Origin of the sequence: Rhodococcus sp. IEGM1339 (assembly GCF_050321925.1) — a bacterium.
In the GTDB taxonomy this organism is placed as follows: domain Bacteria; phylum Actinomycetota; class Actinomycetes; order Mycobacteriales; family Mycobacteriaceae; genus Rhodococcus; species Rhodococcus pyridinivorans.
The window spans coordinates 1-18,433 of record NZ_JBNQFT010000036.1 but is presented as its reverse complement, the minus strand read 5'-3'; the positions used below and the strand labels follow the sequence as shown (position 1 = coordinate 18,433).

Below are 18,433 nucleotides of genomic sequence, written 5' to 3'. Positions count from 1 at the left end.
GCATTAACACCTGTCGGGCTGACAGGATTTGAACCTGCGACCACTTGACCCCCAGTCAAGTGCGCTACCAAGCTGCGCCACAGCCCGTCCGCGCTCTCTCCGAGCGCTCTCAGAGATTACAACAGGAACGGACCGAAACACTAATCGGCTGGTCAGCGCGTTTTCACGACCGGGCGTCGGGAGCTCACTTGCGGCGGTCGCGCTTCTCCCGCACGCGCACCGAGATCCGCACGGGACTGCCGTCGAAGTTGAACTCCTCCCGCAGGCGACGCTCGAGGAAGCGGCGGTAGCCGGCCTCGAGGAAGCCCGTGGTGAACAGCACGAAGGTCGGCGGCCGCGTAGCCGCCTGGGTGGCGAACAACACCCGGGGCAGGCGACCGCCGCGCATCGGCGGCGGAGTCGCGGCCACGACCTCCTTGAGCCACGAGTTCAGGCGTCCGGTCGAGATGCGCTTGTCCCACGACTCGAGGGCCGTCTCCATGGCCGGGACGAGCTTCTGCACCGCGCGACCGGTCTTGGCGGAGATGTTCACCCGCGATGCCCACGGCACCCGCAACAGGTCGCGGTCGATCTCGCGGCCGAGTTCGTAGCGGCGATCCTCGTCGACGAGATCCCACTTGTTGAACGCGATCACCAGGGCGCGCCCGGACTCGACGACCATCGTGATGACCCGCTGGTCCTGCTCGGTGATGGGCTGCGAGGCGTCGATGAGCAGCACCGCCACCTCGGCCGCGTCGATCGCACCCCGCGTGCGCAGGGAGGCGTAGAACTCGGCGCCGGACGCACTGTTGACGCGCTTGCGCAGACCAGCGGTGTCGACGAAGCGCCACGGCTTGCCGCCGAGCTCGACGATCGAGTCCACCGGGTCGACGGTGGTGCCGGCGATGTCGTGCACCACCGACCGTTCGTCGCCGGCGAGCTTGTTGAGCAGGCTCGACTTGCCGACGTTCGGCTTGCCCACCAGCGCGACGCGGCGAGGCCCTTCCCCACCGGTACCCTCGCGGGGGGTGGCCGGCAGCTTGGCGAGCAGCTCGTCGAGCAGATCACCGGTGCCGCGACCGTGGGTGGCCGATACCGAATAGGGCTGGCCGAGTCCGAGGGACCACAGTGTCGCGGCTTCGGATTCGACACGGTCGTCGTCTACCTTGTTCGCCACGAGCAGCACCGGAGTCTTCGACCGACGCAGCACCTTCGCGACGGCCTCGTCCACGCTGGTGGCGCCCACGGTGGCATCGACGACGACGAGGATCGCGTCGGCGGTGCGCATCGCGACCTCCGCCTGTCGGGCCACGGACTGCTGCATGCCCTTCGCGTCGGGTTCCCATCCGCCGGTGTCCTGCACCATGAACCGGCGGCCGTTCCACGACGCCTCGTACGAGACGCGGTCGCGGGTGACGCCCGGGACGTCCTCGACGACGGCTTCCCGTCGGCCGATGATGCGGTTGACCAGGGTGGATTTGCCGACGTTCGGTCGGCCGACCACGGCGACGGTCGGGACCGGGACGAACTCCTCGAGGTCGCCGCCCTCGGCGAATTCGATGTCCCAGTCGCCTTCTTCCGACCACGTGCCGTCGCCGTCGAACCCGGTGTAGTCGGTACTCAGGTCGTCGCTCACAGCTTCGCTCCAGTCTGCTCGGCGACCACCGCGAGCAGCGCGGCGATCACCTCGTCGATGTTCATGTCGCTGGTGTCCACGACGACCGCGTCGTCCGCCGCACGCAGCGGGGACACCGCGCGGGTGGAGTCGAGGTGGTCGCGGCGCTGCACCGCGGCGAGGACCGCCTCGTAGTCGTCGCCGCGACCCTCGGCGATGTTCTGGTTGTTGCGCCGGTGCGCGCGGGCCTCCGCCGAAGCGGTGAGGAAGATCTTCACGTCCGCGTCGGGGAAGACGACGGTGCCGATGTCGCGTCCTTCGATCACGACGCGGTGCTCGGCGCGGCCGAGCCGCTGCTGGGCCTCGACGAGCAGGGTGCGCACCTCGGGCACGGCGGAGACCGCGGAGACCGCGGCCGTGACCTCGGCGCCGCGGATGACCTCGCGCACGTCGTCCCCGTCGAGGCGGATGTCCTCGACGGTGGGGTCGGTGCCGATCGACCACGGCAGGCTGGCGGTGACCGCGGCGATCGCGGCCGGATCGGTCAGATCGGTGCCGCGGCGCAGGGCGTGCAGCGTCGCGATGCGGTACATCGCGCCGGTGTCGAGATAGGCGGCACCGAGATGCTGCGCGAGACGCTTGGAGACGGTGGACTTGCCCGTGCCGGACGGCCCGTCCATCGCGACGACCAACGCGTCGGCCGGTGCGCCGGTCACAGCTTCACCGCCTGGTACAGGCCCCCGACCTCGTTGCGGCCGAGGACACGGAGGGTGCCGGGACGCTGGTCGCCGAGCGCCACGGGACCGATGTTGGTGCGCACGAGCCGGATCACGGGGAACCCGACCGCATCGAGCAGACGTCGCACGATGTGCTTGCGCCCCTCGTGCAGCACGAGCCGCACCAGCGACTGGCCCTCGTGGACCTCGAGCAGCGAGAACTCGTCGACGGAGGCGGGTCCGTCCTCGAGTTCGATGCCTGCCTTGAGCTGCTTGCCGACACCGCGGGCGAGCACACCCTTGACGGTCGCCAGATAGGTCTTGGGCACCTCGAAGGACGGGTGCATCAGCCGATGGGCCAGTTCGCCGTCGTTGGTGAGCAGCAGCAGCCCTTCGGTGTCGGCGTCGAGACGACCGACGTGGAACAGGCGCTGCCCGGCGGCGACGCGTTCGGAGACGATGTCGCCGACGCACGGACGGCCGAGATCATCGGACATCGTGGACTGCCAGCCGCGGGGCTTGTTCAGCACGAGGTGCACGAGATCCTTGTTGATGACGACGCGGACGCCGTCGACCCGGATCACGGCGTTCTCCGGGTCCACGCGCAGGCCCTGCTCGACGACGATGTTGCCGTCGACCTCGACGCGACCCGCGGCGATGAGTTCCTCGGCGGCGCGGCGCGAGGCGACGCCGGCCTGGGCGAGCACCTTCTGCAGCCGCACGCCTTCACCGGCGGGCAGCTGGGCGGGGCCTGCCTCGCGATGCTGGTGCCGCGCGGGACGGGCGTTGCTCACGGTCGGAACGACGCGCTGCGCGACGCGCTTGGCGGCAGGCTTGGAGGGCTTACCGGTCGAGGTGCCCTTGCGGTGCGGTTTGCGACCGGCGGCCGACTGTGCCGGTTTGCGACCTCCGGCCGACTGGCCGGGAGTGGCCCGGCGATCGGAGCGGGGTGAGTCGGTGTGCTCCCCCGAACGGGGAGCCCCTGCGCGCCCCGAGCGGGGAGCTTCGGTGCGTCCTCCGGAACGCGGTGCTTCCGCGCGTCCCGAGCGGGATCCCCCGGTGTTGCGCGTGTTCGCGCTACGGGGATTGTTTCTTCTACGGTCCGGTGTGCCATCACGGCGAGCGGGTGTATTCACTTGGTTCCTGTCAGTTCTCTGGATCGAACTCCGCGGGCGAGAGAGTCTCGGGACGCGCGTTCCTACCCATTCTCTCAAATCGTGGGTCCGACTCGAGACTGTCGGCGATGTCGTCGATCACATCGACATCGGGCAGAAGCGGCGCAACGGGCGGCAGATCCTGCAGAGATGCCAGGCCGAGGCGTTCGAGGAACAGCTCCGTGGTGACGTAGAGCGTGCCGCCGGTCTCCGGATCGGTGCCCGTCTCGGCGATCAGATCGCGCGCGAGCAGGGTGCGCATCACCCCATCGACGTTGACGCCGCGCACGGCACGGACACGGCTGCGCGTGACCGGTTGCCGGTAGGCGATCACGGCGAGCGTCTCGAGTGCGGCGCGGGTGAGCTTGGTGCGCGCGCCACCCTGCAGCAGCTTCTCGACGTAGGGCGCGAAATCGCGGCGCGTGTAGAAGCGCCAGCCGTCGCCCGCGAACCGCAGGTCGATGCCGGATCCGCGCGCGGTGAGGTCCTGTGCGAGACGCCGCAGCGCAGCCTCGGCGCGGTCGGCGGTGACCCCGATGGCGGTCGCGAGCTGCTCGGTCGGCGCGGGGGTATCGACGACGAGCAACAGTGCCTCGAGTGCCGCAGCGAGTTCGTCGGCGGCGATCTCGAGAAGTTCACCGTCCCACGCGCGTTCCGGCGCAGCAGTGTCTTCGTCACGTTCCCGCGCGGTGTCGTCCGTGCTCCCCGGCGCAGCGTCACTCTCGGGCGCAGCATCGTCCGCGTGCTCCCGCGCGACGGTGTCGTCCGCGTGCTCCCGCGCGACGGTGTCGTCGCTCACCCGTAGTCCTCCTCGAAATCGATGGCCTCCCCGTCGGTCTCCCCCGTCCACGCGACCTGCAGATGTCCGAGCGGGTCGGGTTGTTCGAAGGTGACGGCACGTTCGCGGTAGAGCTCGAGCAGCGCGAGGAACCGGGCGACGACGAGCAGTCCGAGATCGCAGTCGGCGACGAGTTCGTCGAATCCGACCCAGACGCCGGCGCCGCGGGCGCGCAGCAGACCGAGGATGTGGGCGGCCTGTTCGGGAACCGACACCTTCGGAGTGTGCAGGTGGTCGAGGCCGACGGTCGGTGGTGGTTTCGGCCGGAACGCCGCGGCCGCGATCTCGGCGAAGCGGTGCGCGTCGACACCGAGCACGACCTCCGGTACGAGATTCTCGTAGCACTCCTCGAGCGACACCGCGCGCGGATAGCGGCGCAGGGCGGCGGCCTCGAGGGCGGCGAACTGTTCGGCGATCTGCTTGTAGGCCCGGTACTGCAGCAGACGCGCGAACAGCAGGTCGCGGGCTTCGAGCAGGGCGAGGTCCTCGGGGTCGTCGACCTCGCCGGCGGGCAGCAGCCGGGCGGCTTTGAGGTCGAGCAGGGTCGCGGCGACGACCAGGAACTCGGTGGTCTGATCGAGGCCGAGTTCGGGACCGAGTTTACGGGTGTAGGCGATGAAGTCGTCGGTGACCTCGTGGAGAGCCACCTCGGTGACGTCGAGGCGACGCTGCGAGATGAGGGTGAGCAGCAGGTCGAACGGGCCCTCGAAGTTGCGCAGGCGCACATGGAAGCCCGAGGTGGTCTCCTCGACCTCCGGCCGGTCCGGTTCGGTGGGTTCCTCGAGGACCACCGCGTCGGCCCCCACATCGGGTGCCGTGCCGGTGTCCGCGGTGTCGTGAACGGGAGCGTGCACGGGGCTCAGCGACCGCTCCGGTGGATCACTTCCCGCGCGAGTGCGCGGTACGATTCGGCGCCGGCAGAGGTGGGCGCCCAGCGGGTGATGGGTTCGCCGGCGACGCTGGTCTCGGGGAACTTGACGGTGCGGTTGATGACGGCGTCGTAGACGAGATCGCCGAAGACCTCCACGACCCGCGACATCACCTCACGACCGTGCAGGGTGCGCTGATCGAACATGGTGACGAGGATGCCGGCAACGGTCAGCTTCGGGTTGAGCCGGTCGCGGACCTTGGCGACGGTGTCGTTGAGCAGCGCCAGGCCGCGCAGGCTGAAGAACTCGCATTCCATGGGGATGAGCACCGAGTCGGCGCAGGCGAGCGCGTTGACGGTGAGCAACCCCAGCGACGGCTGGCAGTCGACGAGGATGTAGTCGTAGCGGTCGAGCATCGGGTACAGGGCGCGGCCCAGGGCCTGTTCGCGGCCGACCTCGGAGACGAGCTGGATCTCGGCCGCCGACAGGTCGATGTTGCTCGGCAGCAGGTCGAGGCCCTCGACGTGGGTGCGCACGAGCACGTCGTCGGTGGACACCCGCGGTTCGACGAGCAGGTTGTGCACGGTGAGATCGAGATCGTGGTGGGCGACACCGAGTCCGGCGGACAGTGCGCCCTGCGGGTCGAGGTCGACGAGCAGGACGCGGCGCCCGTACTCGGCGAGGGACGCCCCGAGGTTGATGGTCGAGGTGGTCTTGCCGACCCCGCCCTTCTGGTTGCACATCGCGATGATGCGGGCCGGTCCGTGGGTGGACAACGGCACCGGTTCCGGGACGGGACGGCGTGGCCGGCCGGTCGGTCCGAGATCGGGCTCGGCAGCGGTTCCGGAGGTGGTGGAAGGCTCGGTGGTGGACGTTCTGTCGGTGTCCTCGCGGCCGTGTGCGTCGACCGGGACGGTGTTCGACCGGAGGTGCTCCGGCTCCGTGTACGTGGCGGGTGGCCGAGGTGTGCCCACGTTCGGTACTCCCCCTGTCTTGCGACCCGGATGTCTTCTCGTCGACCCGTCGGGTGACCCGGCGGCTCGTCCCCAGAACGCTACCGCTTCGTCGGCAGGATCACCGCACGGACACGCGTCCCCTGCGGAGTCGGTCATCGTGCCCGCGGATGCGCCTGCGCCCATACCTCGCGGAGGGCACCGGCGGTGACCAGGGTGTATATCTGCGTGGTCGTCACAGAAGCATGCCCCAGTAACTCCTGTACCACGCGTACGTCGGCGCCACCGTCGAGCAGGTGCGTCGCGAAGGAGTGCCGCAGCGTGTGCGGCGACACCCCGACGTCGACTCCGGCGCGCTCGGCGGCGGTCTGCAGCACCTTCCACGCGCTCTGCCGCGACAGGCGGCCGCCGCGCGCGTTGAGGAAGACCGCGGCGGTGCGGCCGGTTGTCAGGGCGGGTCGTCCCCGCACGAGATAGGCGTCGAGCGCGCCGAGCGCCGGGCGTCCGACCGGGACGAGTCGCTGTTTGCCGCCCTTGCCGCGCAGCAGCACGGAGCGTGATTCGGTGTCGATGTCGTCGACGTCGAGCCCGACGGCCTCGGAGATGCGGGCGCCGGTGGAGTACAGCAGTTCGAGCAGGGCGCGGTCGCGCATGCTGCGGGGCCCGTCGGCGTCGCGGCCGGCGGCGTCGAGGATCGCGGTGACCTGGTCGACGGTCAGCGCCTTGGGAAGGCGACGCCCGGGCGCCGGGGGTTTGACGGTGCGGGCGACGTCGACCGGGGTCTGTCCTTCGGCCGCGGCGAAGCGGTGCAGGCCGCGCACGGCGATCAGGGCGCGGGCGGCCGAGCTCGCTGCCAGCGCCGGGCGGTTGCGTTCCGGGTCTCCGCGGCGCAGGCTCGCGGCGAAGTCGCTGATGTGGTGTTCGTGCACGTCGGCGAGGTCACCGATGTGGATGTCGGTGAGGTGTTCGACGTAGCGCAGCAGGTCGCGGCGGTAGGAGGCGAGGGTGTTCGTCGCGACCCCCCGTTCGACGGTCAGGTGCGCGAGATAGGCGTCGAGTTGCCCGGTGAGTGTCGGGGACGGCTGCGGAGCGACCTGCGTGGCGGGACGCTCCTCACCGGGCAGCACTGCTCACCCCTCCGCGCGCGTGCGGGCGAAGGTGGTGGGCCGGTCCGGCCACGGCGCGTCCGGTGCGCGGGTCGCGGTGCCCGTCGCGCGGGCGGTTGCGAACGCGAGGAGACCGGACACCGCGGTGGCATTGACGATCTCCCCGCGCAGAACCATCGCCACGGCCTCGTCCACCGGGACGCGGCGGACCTCGAGATCGGCCTCCTCGTGCTCGGGTTCGGGCCGGTCGACCTCGCTCAGGCCGCGGGCGGCGAAGACGCGCACGGCTTCGTCGGTGAATCCGGGTGAGAGCGCGATGTCGACGAGGAGTTCCCAGTCGGCGGCGGCCAGGCCGGTCTCCTCGGCGAGTTCGCGGCGGGCGGTGTCGAGGGGGTCCTCGCCGGGTGCGTCGAGCAGCCCGGCGGGCAGTTCCCACAGTCGCCGGCCGAGCGGGTGCCGGTACTGGTGCACGAGCACCACCCGGTCCTTCTCGTCGACGGCCACCACCGCGACCGCACCGTGGTGTTCGACCACTTCGCGTTCGGCGGTGTGCCCGTCGGGCATCGCAACGTTGTCGACGCGCAGCGACACGATGGCGCCCGTGTAGATCCGCCGGCTGTCCAGGGTGCGGAAGTCGTGTCGCTGCGCCATGTCGACTACTCGGCGTCGCCGGCGGTGGACGTCGACGCGGTCGAGCCGACCGATTCCTCGGAGGTGCTGTTCTCGCCGTGGATGTCGACCGGGAGTCGCTCAGCCGCCTTGTACTGCAGTGCCGCGGCAACGAGGCCGGAAAACAGCGGGTGCGGGCGGGTGGGCCGGCTCTTGAGTTCCGGGTGCGCCTGGGTGGCGACGAAGAACGGATGCTGCTCGGCCGGGTACTCGACGAACTCGACGAGCCGCCCGTCCGGGGAGGTGCCGGAGAACACCAGACCGGACTTGGCGATCTTGTCGCGGTAGGCGTTGTTGACCTCGTAGCGGTGCCGGTGCCGTTCGGAGACCTGCTCGCTGCCGTAGGCCCTGGCCACGACCGAGCCCTTCTTCAGCGTGGCCGGGTAGGCACCGAGACGCATGGTGCCGCCGAGATCGGCCTCACCGGCGACCGCCTGTTCCTGGTCCGCCATCGTGGAGATCACCGGGGCGGTGGTGTCGGGATCGAACTCGGTGGACGACGCGTCCTCGATGCCGACCGACCGCGCGGCCTCGATGACGACACACTGCAGGCCCAGGCACAGGCCGAGCAGCGGGATCCGGCGGGTGCGGGCGAACCGGATGGCGCCGAGCTTGCCCTCGATACCGCGGATGCCGAAGCCGCCGGGGATCAGGACGGCGTCGACGTCGCCGAGGTGCTTCTCGGCACCGGCCTCGGTCTCGCACTCGTCGGAGGCGACCCAGCGGATCTTGACCTTCGCGCGGTGCGCGAAACCGCCGGCGCGCAGCGCCTCGGTGACCGACAGGTAGGCGTCGGGAAGGTCGATGTACTTGCCGACGAGCGCGACCTCGACGGTCTCGCGGGGGTTGTGGACCCGCTCGAGCAGGTTGCCCCACACGGTCCAGTCGACGTCCCGGAAGGGCAGGCCGAGCTGGCGCACGACGTAGGCGTCGAGTCCCTCGCTGTGCAGCACCTTCGGGATGTCGTAGATGCTCGGCGCGTCGGGGCAGGAGATGCAGCCGGCGACGTCGACGTCGCACATCAGCGAGATCTTCGCCTTGAGCGAGGCCGGCACGTCGCGGTCGCAGCGCAGTACGAGCGCGTCGGGCTGGATACCGATGTTGCGCAGCGCGGCCACCGAGTGCTGGGTCGGCTTGGTCTTCAGCTCACCGGACGGCCCGAGATAGGGCACGAGCGAGACGTGCAGGAAGAAGCAGTTGTCGCGGCCGACCTCGTGGCGCACCTGGCGGGCGGCCTCGAGGAAGGGCTGCGACTCGATGTCGCCGACGGTACCGCCGATCTCGGTGATCACCACGTCGGGGGTCTGGCCCTCGGAGTCGGGTGCGGCCATCGCGAGGATGCGGCGCTTGATCTCGTCGGTGATGTGCGGGATGACCTGCACGGTGTCGCCGAGATATTCGCCGCGGCGTTCCTTGGCGATGACCGTGGAGTACACCTGCCCGGTGGTGACGTTCGCGTCGGCGGACAGGTCGCGGTCGAGGAAGCGCTCGTAGTGGCCCACGTCGAGGTCGGTCTCGGCGCCGTCCTCGGTGACGAAGACCTCACCGTGCTGGAACGGGTTCATCGTGCCGGGGTCGACATTGAGGTACGGGTCGAGCTTCTGCATCGTCACGCGCATGCCGCGTGCGGTGAGCAGAGTGCCCAGGCTCGACGCTGTGAGCCCCTTGCCGAGAGAGGACGCGACGCCCCCGCTGACGAAGATGTGCTTGGTAGGGGTACGCGAGTGGCGTGACTGTGGCAAAGAAGCTCCCGTGACGTCAGGTGCAGGACTTTTGGACTGATGCGATACAGCTGGGGCCTGCCGACCCACGGAACTTCACGGTAACACCTCCGTGGGCGGGCGCGTACCCGACTCGCGATTGCCGACCCCCGGTGCAATCGACGTCACAGGCGGCGACGCTCAGCGGGCCGGGGAGCCGACGGTGACGGCGGTGGCGCTCGGCCCCGTCCCGTACCGGCCGGTGCCCCCGTCGTACTGCTCGCGCAGCGCCAGAACCGTCGTCAGGCGCCCCGATTCGCGGTCGAGATTGTCGACCGTGGACAGGCCCGCGGCGAGCGCGGCGTCGGCCCGCACGACGGCGATCGGTCCGTTGCCCTCCGCTGCCCCCGTGCGGCCGGCGAGCACCGCGCCGGCGCCGCGGCCGTCGACGACTCCGGCGAAGCGCGCGATGAGCGACCCGCGATTGCCGGCGCGTTCGGCGTTGCCGCTGTGGTCGCCGGTGACAACGAGGGCGCTCTGGGCCGGTTCGACCTGACCGTCCTCGTAGGTGACGAAACCGCCGCTGCGCAGCGTGGTCAGGGCGAGGGCGCGTTCCTCGGCGGTGCTGCGCGGTTGCCCGGTGCCCGGGTCGACGAGCAGCACCGCGCCGAGCAGATCCCCGGCGAGGCTGCCCGGGTCGACGGCGCCGGTCTGCAGTTCCACGCCGGCGGGCACGACGTTGGTGACGGTTGTGCGGAGCTGGTCGGTGCCGGAGGCGTCGACGAACGAATCGGTCAGCGCGATCCGGGCGGTGACCCGGCCGCCGGCATCACCGACGGACCGCACGACGGCGTCGACGTCCTCGGGTGCGGCGTCCGGGGTGGTCACGAGAAGGACGGTGCGGTCGAGGAGTTCGTCGCGCACGATCCGCGGGCCGACGGTCGAGTCGAACCCGTCGGCGGCGAGCAGTTGTGCCTCGAGCCGGCTGCCGTGGTCCTCGGCCTCCTGGATCTCGCGGCGCAGCTCGGCCTTGTCGTCGCGCAAACCGGAGACGACGCTGTCGGCCAGCAATCCGGAGCCGAGCACGATCCCGACCGCCAGGCCGAGGAACACCGCCACCAGGGAGACGACGTGATGGCGCATCGAGATCACGCGCGCAGACCCCGAATCCACTCGACGGCGGAGTCCCACCACTGCCGGGCGAGTTCGACGACGTCGGCACCGAGATTGGACACGGCGAGTGCGGCGATCACGGCGATGAGGGCCGCGAAGACGAGCAGGGCGATCACGCCGCCCGAGACGCGGCTGCGGTAGAGGGTGGCCACCGCCTTCGCATCGACGAGTTTCGGCCCGACCTTCAGACGGGTCATCACCGCCGACGGATTGGTGTCGCGACGGCCGTGGTCGAAGAACTCGTCGAGCGAGACAGTGCTGCCGACGGTCACCACCAGCGCCGCACCGTGATGCTCGACGAGCAGCAGCGCCAGGTCGGTGGGGGTGCCGACGGCGGGGAAGGTCATCGCGCCGATGCCGAGATCCTGTATCCGCTCGAGACCCGGGGCGTGGCCGTCCGGGTCGGCGGGCAGCACCACTTCGGCGCCCGATTTGAGGGTGGAAGTGCCGATCTCGTCGGGGTCGCCGACGATGAGGTCGGGGCGATAGCCCGCCTTGGAGAGGGCGTCCGCGCCGGTGCCGACGCCCACCAGGATCGGTGAGTACTCCTTGATGAACGGCTTGAGATCCTTGAGGTCCTGCACATGCCCGGGGCCGTCGGAGACGACGACGACGTGCCGGTCGCGCAGGTCCAGGTCGATGTCGGGGATGCCGACGCCGTCGATGAGCAGCGGGCTCTCCGAGCGGATGAACTCGATGGTGTTGCCCGAGAACGCCTCGAGGTGATCGACGAGCCCGGTTCGCGCCTCGATCATGCGGTCGGAGATCTCGATGTCGGTCTGCTCGTCGCCCTCGATGAGCAGCTTCTCCCCCGCGTACACGCCACCCTCGTGCACCCGGACCTTCGCGCCGTCCTTGATCTTCTTGAAGACCTCGGTGCCGACGTTGTCGACGAGCACGATGTCGTGCGCGACGATCACTTCGGGACCGAGATTCGGGTACCGGCCCGAGATCGACGGGGACGCGTTGATCACCGCGGTGACGCCCGCCTCGACGAGCGCGTCGGCGGTGACACGATCGAGGTCGATGGCGTCGAGGACGACCACGTCGCCGGGACCGATCCGGCGCAGCAGCTTCGCGGTGTTCCTGTCGACCCGGGCAATGCCACTCACTCCGGGCAACGTTTCGTTGTTACGGGACAGCAGCGCCGGCATCTTCATGCAAGAGATGATGCGCCGGTATACGAGTGAGGTTGTGGAGGCGCGCCGGTAGTCGTGTGAACATCACCCCGGCGCGCCGGGCGGGTCAGCCGGTGCGCTCGGCGTGGGCGACGGCCAGCAGTTCCTCGGCGTGCGCACGTCCGGTCTCGGTGTCGTCGAGACCGGCGAGCATGCGGGCCAGTTCGGTAACCCTCTCCTCCTCGCTGAGGGTGCGCACCCCGCTGCTGATCACCCCGGCCCGGTCGTCGACCTTGTCGACGACGAGATGGGTGTCGGCGAACGCCGCGACCTGCGGCAGGTGCGTGACCACGATGACCTGGTGGGTGCGCGACAGGCGCGCGAGACGCCGGCCGATCTCGACGGCGGCGCGGCCACCGACCCCGGCGTCGACCTCGTCGAAGACCATCGTCGCGCCGCGCTCGGAACCGGCGAGCACCACTTCGAGGGCGAGCATGACGCGGGAGAGCTCACCGCCGGACGCGCTGCGGGCGAGCGGGCGGGCCGGGGCGTCGCTGTGCGGAGCGAGCCGGAACTCCACCTCGTCGATCCCGGATTCGCCGGCGTGCAGGAGCCGGTCGCCGACCGACAGCGGGGCGGTGTCGCTCACGGTCGCCGCGCGGTCGGCGATGTGCACGTCGAGCACGGCGCGCCCCATCGCGAGGCCGGACAGTTCCTTGCTCACGGCCTTCGCGAGTTTGCCGGCGACCTTGTGCCGCGCCGCCGACAGCGCGGTGGCGGTCTCCGCGGTCGCGGCGGCCTCCGCGTCGACCTCGGCGGCGAGCTTGTCGATCGCCTCCGCGGAGACGTCCAGTCCGGACAGGCGTTCGCGGGCCTCGCGCGCCCACTCGAGCACGCCGTCTATGTCGGCGGCGTACTTGCGGGTGAGGTTCTTCAGTTCCGCCTGCCGGTTGAGCAGGGTCTCGAGCGCGCTCGGGTCGGACGGCAGGTCGGACAGATAACCGGAGATGTCGCCGGTGACGTCGGTGACCACCGCGATCGCCTCGCCGAGGCGGGGCCCGAGCTCGCGCAGGGCGGGATCGTCGCAGCCCTCGAGGCGGGCGCGGGCCTCGCCGAGCAGGACGAGTGCCGCCGAGTACGCGTCGGCGTCGCCGCTGTCGTCGCCGGCGAGGGCGTTGTGCGCGACGGTGGCCGCCTCGCGCAGCGAGTCGAGGTCGGACAGGCGCCGCACCTCGTCGACGATGCGGGTGTCCTCCCCCGGTTCGGGTGCGACGCGGTCGATCTCGTCGAGACCGAAGTGCAAGCGATCGGCCTCCTGCGCGAGCTCACGCGACCGTTCGGTGCGTTCCTGCAGTTCGGCGCGGGCCTCGAGCCAGCGGCGTCGCCGGGTTCGGTAGCGGTCGAGCAGACCGGCGACGGTCTTGCCGCCGAACCGGTCGAGCGCGGCGCGCTGCTCGTCGGGACGCAGGAGCCGCAGCTGGTCGTTCTGGCCGTGCACGGTCAGCAGCGGCCCGGTGAATTCGGACAGCACCCCCACCGGCACGCTGCGTCCGCCGAGGTGGGCGCGGGAGCGGCCGTCGCTACCGACGGTGCGCACGGCGATGATGCTGCCGTCCTCGTCGCGCTGGGCGCCGGTGGCCTCGAGCAGTTCGGCGATCTGCTGTTCGATGTGGCTGGGCGCCGGTTCGATCTCGAAGCGTCCTTCGACCACGGCGCGGTTGGCGCCGACCCGTACCCGGGAGGGGTCGGCGCGCACCCCGGAGAGCAGATGCAGGCTCGTGACGACCATCGTCTTGCCGGCACCGGTCTCGCCGGTGAGCACCGTCAGTCCCCCGTGGAAGCGCGCGTACGCCTCGGAGATCACACCCAGGTTGTCGATCCGGATCTCTGCGAGCATCTCAGAGTTTCCTTCCCCGCCAGCCCTTCACCGGAAGTTCGAACTTGCGCACCATCCGATCCGCGAACGGTGCCGAATCGAGCCGCACCCAGCGGACCGGATCGCATCCTCGCACCACTTCGAGCCGGGCCCCGGCCGGGACGTCGATGATGCGGCGACCGTCGCAGAAGACCACCCCGTCGTGGCCGCCGGCGAGGGTCTCGACGGCGATGATCGACTCGGGGCTGGTTACCAGCGGGCGCGCGAACAGAGCGTGTGCATTGCTCGGGATCACCAGCAGCGCTTCGAGTTCGGGCCAGACGATCGGTCCGCCGGCCGAGAAGGCGTAGGCCGTCGATCCCGTCGGGGTGGCGACGAGGACACCGTCGCAGCCGAACGACGAGACCGGACGACCGTCGACCTCGAGCACCACCTCGAGGACCCCGAGCCGCGACTTGTTCTCGAGACTCGCCTCGTTGAGTGCCCACCCGCGGTCGAGGACCTCGGCGTCCATGCGCACCGTCACGTCGAGCGTCATGCGTTGTTCGACGCGGTACTCGCGGCGCACCACCTGCATGAGCGCTTCCTCGAGGTGTTCGGCCTCGGACTCGGCGAGGAAACCGATGCGGCCGAGGTTGATCCCGAGGACGGGCACCGCCGAGTACTGCGCGAGTTCGGCGGCCCGCAGGAAGCTGCCGTCGCCCCCGAGGACGATCACCATCTCGCAGCCGGCGGCCGCCTCCGGTCCCGGTTCGACGACGCTGATGAAACTGCCCGGCAGGGCGAGGACGCCGAGTCCGTTGCTCACCGCCTCGTCGTCGAGGGTGCGCAGACCGATACCGGCCTCACCGAGCATCTTGGCGACCCGCAGCGCGGTGCCGGCGATCTCGTCGCGCCCCGAATGGGAGACCAGCAGGATCTCCCGGCCCGATCGCACCGCGCCCTCCGCGGCGGTCTCTTCGCTCACTGTGGTCCTTCCTGCACCGCACGCTCGATCAGTTCGACCACCGCAGGGTCGAGTTCCGCCGGCCCCGGCTCTCCGGCCCGCAGCCACAGGAAGTACTCGACGTTCCCGGACGGTCCGGGCAGCGGACTCGCCACCGCTCCGAGGGTGAGCAGACCCTGGCGTTGCGCTTCGCGCGCGACGTCGAGCACCGCCTCGGTGCGCAGCGCCGGATCGCGCACCACGCCACCGCTGCCGACGCGGTCCTTGCCCACCTCGAACTGCGGTTTGACCATCGGCAGCAGGTCGCCGTCGGGGGCGACGCAGGCGACGAACGCCGGCAACACCAACTTCAGCGAGATGAACGACAGGTCCGCGACCACCAGGTCGACACGCCCGTCGATCGTCTCCGCGTCGATGCTACGCACATTCGTTCGATCGATCACGTGGACACGCTCGTCGGACTGCAGGCGCCAGATCAGCTGGCCGTAGCCGACGTCCACTGCGACGACCTCCGCGGCACCCTCGTGCAGCAGGACATCGGTGAAACCGCCGGTCGACGCGCCGGCGTCGAGGCAGCGACGCCCCGACACCTGCAACCCCTGCGGCGTGAACGCCGCGAGGGCGCCGAGGAGCTTGTGGGCACCGCGGGACGCCCAGGAGACCTCGTCGCTCCCCTCGGTGACGATCAGCGGCGTGTTCGGTTCGACGGCGGTCGCCGGTTTGGAGGCCACGGTGCCGGCGATCAGCACCCGACCTGCGGCGATCAGTTCGCTGGCGTGCTCGCGTGAGCGCGCCAGACCCCGCCGCACCAGTTCCGCGTCGACGCGTGCCCGGCGTGCCACGTCAGATCTTGTCCACGGTCGACAAAGCCTGCACGAGGACCTCGTGGGCTCGTTCGAGCAGGTCGGCCTGCTCGAGCAGCACGGACTGATCGGCGCTCTCGGCACCGGGGACGGATGCGCCCTCGCGGACACGCGCCAGCAAAGCGTCGACCTCCTCGCGGACGTGTGCGGGATCGACGGTGGGGCGTGCGCCGGGAAGGTGTTCGCCCGGACGTGGAATCGGCGTGCTCATCGCCGTCCACGCTAGTCGATGGATGCGACCGGGCTACACCCTCCGGTGCGGATCAGACCGTCGCCGCCCACGCGTCCACGACGGACCGCGCCCGCTCGTCCACCGGACGGACCTGTCCGAATCCGGGGTTGGCCCAGGCGATGTCGAGCAGACCCCGCAGCGCCTCCATCGGATCGGCGGCCGACGGCGCGGCGGCGAGGTGAAGATCACCCCCGTCGACCGTGACGTCCCACGAGTCGTGCGATGCGACACGGAGCCGGTCGGCCGGCTGATCGAGACTCGTGAGAGAGGCCGCGACGTAGGTCGGGCGCTGCTCGGCCGGAGCCCGCAGCAGATCGTCGACGGTGCTGACCCCGGTCAGCACGAGCAGGGAATCCGCACCGACGGCGTTGGCGCCTTCGATGTCGGTGTCCAACCGGTCACCGATGACGAGGGGACGACGGGCACCGCCGCGACGGATCGCGTCCTCGAGCAGCGGAGCTGCAGGTTTGCCCGCCACGATCGGGGTCGCGCCGGTGGCGTTGTGCACCGCCGCGACCATCGACCCGTTGCCGAGGACGAGTCCGCGCTCGGTCGGCAGAGTCGAGTCCACGTTGGTGGCCACCCACAGAGCGCCTGCGCGGACGGCGAGCGTCGCCTCCGCCAGGATCGCCCATCCGGTGTCCGGGGAATGCCCCTGCACCACCGCCACCGGATGCGCGTCCGCGGACCGAACCGGGGTGAGGCCGACACCGGCCACCTCCTCGGCCAGGGCCTCGGTGCCGACGACGAGCACCGGAACACCGGCCGGGAACCGCTCAGCCAGCAGGCGCGCAGCGGACTGCGAGCTCGTCACCACCGACGAGTCGTCGGCCGGGAAGCCGAGTTCTCGCAGGTGCAGGGCGACCTCCGACGGCCGGCGGCTGGCGTTGTTCGTCACGTACAGAACGGTGTCGTCACCGGCGGCCAGCGCCTCGCGGGCACCCGGGACGGGTTCGGCGCCCCGGTAGACGGTGCCGTCGAGGTCGAGCAGCAGGACGTCGTAGATCCGACGCAGACTGTCGCTGGAAGCCGTACTGCCCGAAACGTCGGTGCCGTCGGTCACGGCGACTCTCCGGTGAGCTCCTCCACCCGCTCCTCGGCGTCGGTGACGCCTTCGATGTCCGCGCCTGCGGAATGCAGGAACCATTGCAGGCCTTCTTCGGTCCGCCCGGCGGCGACGAGAGCGTCGGCGTAGGCGTAGAAGAGACGGGCAGCCGGTGTACCGGTCCGCTCCGGATCGAGATCGGGCGTCTGCAGGGTGACGACGGCCTGGTCGTACTGACCGAGATCCATGCGGGCACCCGCGAGGACAATCCGCAGCTCTGTCGCCTCGTCGCCGGTCAGCTTGCGAGCTTCCTCGCTCCGGCCCAGTTCGAGCGCCTTCTCGGGGCGACCGAGACCGCGTTCGCAGTCGGCCATCACGGCGAGCAGTCCGGTACCACCGGACATGCGACGTGCTGCGCGGAGTTCGGACAGCGCCTCCGCCCACTCCCCGGCGTGGTAGGCGGTGATGCCGGCGGCCTCGCGGACGACCGCGATGCGGCCGGCGCGCTGACGGGCGGCGCGAGCATGGGTGAGCGCGGCGCGAGGATCGTCGTCGAGCAGACGACCGGCCATCACCAGATGCCGGGCGACGGAGTTCGCGTTCGACTTGTCCAGGCTCAGCAGATCGCGGCGGATCGTCGGGTCGAGCTCGGATGCCTCGACGTCGTCGGGGATGTCCGGCTCGTCCGGACGTGCATCGCGGCGCTGCGGTGCGATGCCATCGCGCCCGCGACCCGGACCGAATCCACCTTCACCGCCACGACGACGGGGTGCTCCCTCGCCACGACGGTCACCGGACTGGGGGCCACGGCGGTCGCCGGAATAGCCTCGCCGGTCGCCGCCACCTCGCTGGTCACTGCCTCGCTGGTCGCCACCACGACGATCGTCGCGGTTGCCGTAGCTGCGCTCACCGCCGGGACGGTCCGAACCCTGACGGGGACGGTCGCCGTACTGCCGACCACGCTCGTCGCCGCGGCTCGACCGGTCATCGCTGCGGCGGGGGCGGTCGTCGCCTCCGGAACGTTCGCGGTAGGGACGGTCGCTGCGACCGGAACGAGCGTCGTCGCGGCCGCGATCCCGGCGGTCTCCGCCCTGGAAGGAACGGCGGTCGTCGCCACGCTGGGAGCGCTGATCGTCACTGCGCTGGGGGCGCCGATCGTCGCTGCGCTGGGGGCGCCGATCGTCGCTCCGGTGCGGGCGCCGATCGTCACCGCGCTGCGGACGGTCGTCTCGTCCGGACGAACGTCCGGCGGATCCGTAGCCACCCTGCCGGCGGTCGTCGCCGCGTCCACGCTCGTCGCGGTCGCGGGGTGCGCGCTCGTCGCGGCTGTCGCCGGCGCGTTCCTCGCGCTCGTTCTTGCGGCCCGACCACGGAGTGGATCCTCCACTCCTGAAGGACCGACGTTCACCGTTGCCGTCGGACACAGAAAAATCCTCTCATGAAAACACGAAAGGGGACCCAAACGAGTGGGTCCCCTTTCGGAACGGGTGTTCGGCGGTGTCCTACTCTCCCACACCCTGTCGAGTGCAGTACCATCGGCGCAGACAGGCTTAGCTTCCGGGTTCGGAATGGGACCGGGCG

At 70.5% G+C, this 18,433-nt stretch carries 18 protein-coding genes, 1 tRNA gene and 1 rRNA gene; 1 reads left to right on the top strand and 19 read right to left on the bottom strand.

Features of this window, described 5'->3' with window-relative positions:
• Positions 1–13: 13 nt before the first annotated feature.
• From ACQR3U_RS22340 to ACQR3U_RS22255, 18 genes are all read right to left on the bottom strand, one after another.
• Positions 14–87 (bottom strand) — tRNA-Pro (locus ACQR3U_RS22340).
• Between the two features lie 97 nt (positions 88–184).
• Positions 185–1,615 carry a ribosome biogenesis GTPase Der gene (der, locus tag ACQR3U_RS22335; protein ID WP_019289613.1) on the bottom strand — a complete coding sequence of 477 codons (1,431 nt, stop codon included), beginning with the start codon at positions 1,613–1,615 and terminating at the stop codon, positions 185–187.
• A complete protein-coding gene (gene cmk, locus ACQR3U_RS22330) occupies positions 1,612–2,274 on the bottom strand; it encodes a (d)CMP kinase (RefSeq protein ID WP_230811499.1) in 663 nt (220 codons plus the stop codon). Before cmk ends, der begins: the two co-directional genes overlap by 4 nt.
• Positions 2,275–2,306: 32 nt before the next feature.
• The gene (locus ACQR3U_RS22325) at positions 2,307–3,446 is read right to left on the bottom strand and encodes a pseudouridine synthase (protein WP_230811494.1); all 1,140 of its coding nucleotides are present in this window, start codon (positions 3,444–3,446) and stop codon (positions 2,307–2,309) included.
• 10 nt (positions 3,447–3,456) lie between these two features.
• Complete coding sequence (gene scpB / locus ACQR3U_RS22320) at positions 3,457–4,089, bottom strand: SMC-Scp complex subunit ScpB (RefSeq protein ID WP_050993489.1); 633 nt, start codon at positions 4,087–4,089, stop codon at positions 3,457–3,459.
• Positions 4,090–4,259: 170 nt separating this feature from the next.
• Complete coding sequence (locus tag ACQR3U_RS22315; protein ID WP_372477746.1) at positions 4,260–5,156, bottom strand: segregation and condensation protein A; 897 nt, start codon at positions 5,154–5,156, stop codon at positions 4,260–4,262.
• A gap of 5 nt (positions 5,157–5,161) precedes the next feature.
• The gene (locus ACQR3U_RS22310; RefSeq protein WP_064061543.1) at positions 5,162–6,145 is read right to left on the bottom strand and encodes a ParA family protein; all 984 of its coding nucleotides are present in this window, start codon (positions 6,143–6,145) and stop codon (positions 5,162–5,164) included.
• Positions 6,146–6,279: 134 nt separating this feature from the next.
• Complete coding sequence (xerD, locus tag ACQR3U_RS22305; RefSeq protein WP_121208727.1) at positions 6,280–7,251, bottom strand: site-specific tyrosine recombinase XerD; 972 nt, start codon at positions 7,249–7,251, stop codon at positions 6,280–6,282.
• A gap of 3 nt (positions 7,252–7,254) precedes the next feature.
• Positions 7,255–7,881, bottom strand: a complete 627-nt coding sequence (locus ACQR3U_RS22300; RefSeq protein WP_006552726.1) for an NUDIX domain-containing protein — start codon at positions 7,879–7,881, stop codon at positions 7,255–7,257.
• A 5-nt stretch (positions 7,882–7,886) separates the two neighbouring features.
• Positions 7,887–9,641, bottom strand: coding sequence for a CTP synthase (locus tag ACQR3U_RS22295; protein ID WP_024101113.1), 1,755 nt, complete (start codon positions 9,639–9,641; stop codon positions 7,887–7,889).
• A 159-nt stretch (positions 9,642–9,800) separates the two neighbouring features.
• The gene (locus tag ACQR3U_RS22290) at positions 9,801–10,751 is read right to left on the bottom strand and encodes a copper transporter (RefSeq protein WP_230811495.1); all 951 of its coding nucleotides are present in this window, start codon (positions 10,749–10,751) and stop codon (positions 9,801–9,803) included.
• Positions 10,748–11,932 (bottom strand): putative cytokinetic ring protein SteA, encoded by a 1,185-nt coding sequence (steA, locus tag ACQR3U_RS22285; protein ID WP_230811496.1) that lies wholly within the window; start codon positions 11,930–11,932, stop codon positions 10,748–10,750. The genes ACQR3U_RS22290 and steA overlap by 4 nt, the downstream gene beginning before the upstream one ends.
• An 85-nt stretch (positions 11,933–12,017) precedes the next feature.
• Positions 12,018–13,787 (bottom strand): DNA repair protein RecN, encoded by a 1,770-nt coding sequence (gene recN, locus ACQR3U_RS22280; protein WP_230811497.1) that lies wholly within the window; start codon positions 13,785–13,787, stop codon positions 12,018–12,020.
• Position 13,788: 1 nt separating this feature from the next.
• Positions 13,789–14,733 carry an NAD kinase gene (locus ACQR3U_RS22275; RefSeq protein WP_006552721.1) on the bottom strand — a complete coding sequence of 315 codons (945 nt, stop codon included), beginning with the start codon at positions 14,731–14,733 and terminating at the stop codon, positions 13,789–13,791.
• Entirely contained in the window at positions 14,730–15,554 is an 825-nt protein-coding gene (locus ACQR3U_RS22270; protein ID WP_230811498.1) for a TlyA family RNA methyltransferase, read from the bottom strand. The genes ACQR3U_RS22275 and ACQR3U_RS22270 overlap by 4 nt, the downstream gene beginning before the upstream one ends.
• A gap of 1 nt (position 15,555) precedes the next feature.
• Positions 15,556–15,786, bottom strand: a complete 231-nt coding sequence (locus tag ACQR3U_RS22265; RefSeq protein ID WP_019289625.1) for a hypothetical protein — start codon at positions 15,784–15,786, stop codon at positions 15,556–15,558.
• A gap of 52 nt (positions 15,787–15,838) precedes the next feature.
• Positions 15,839–16,870 (bottom strand): HAD-IIA family hydrolase, encoded by a 1,032-nt coding sequence (locus ACQR3U_RS22260; protein WP_019289626.1) that lies wholly within the window; start codon positions 16,868–16,870, stop codon positions 15,839–15,841.
• Positions 16,867–17,424, bottom strand: coding sequence for a tetratricopeptide repeat protein (locus tag ACQR3U_RS22255; protein ID WP_006552717.1), 558 nt, complete (start codon positions 17,422–17,424; stop codon positions 16,867–16,869). The genes ACQR3U_RS22260 and ACQR3U_RS22255 overlap by 4 nt, the downstream gene beginning before the upstream one ends.
• Positions 17,425–17,430: 6 nt before the next feature.
• Between ACQR3U_RS22255 and ACQR3U_RS22250 the strand changes: the two genes are divergently transcribed.
• Positions 17,431–18,294: a hypothetical protein gene (locus ACQR3U_RS22250; RefSeq protein ID WP_372477750.1), complete on the top strand. Its 864-nt coding sequence runs from the start codon at positions 17,431–17,433 to the stop codon at positions 18,292–18,294.
• 47 nt (positions 18,295–18,341) lie between these two features.
• On the opposite strand, the gene rrf is transcribed toward ACQR3U_RS22250, so the two are convergent.
• Positions 18,342–18,433 (bottom strand): 5S ribosomal RNA (gene rrf, locus ACQR3U_RS22245); the annotation flags it as partial.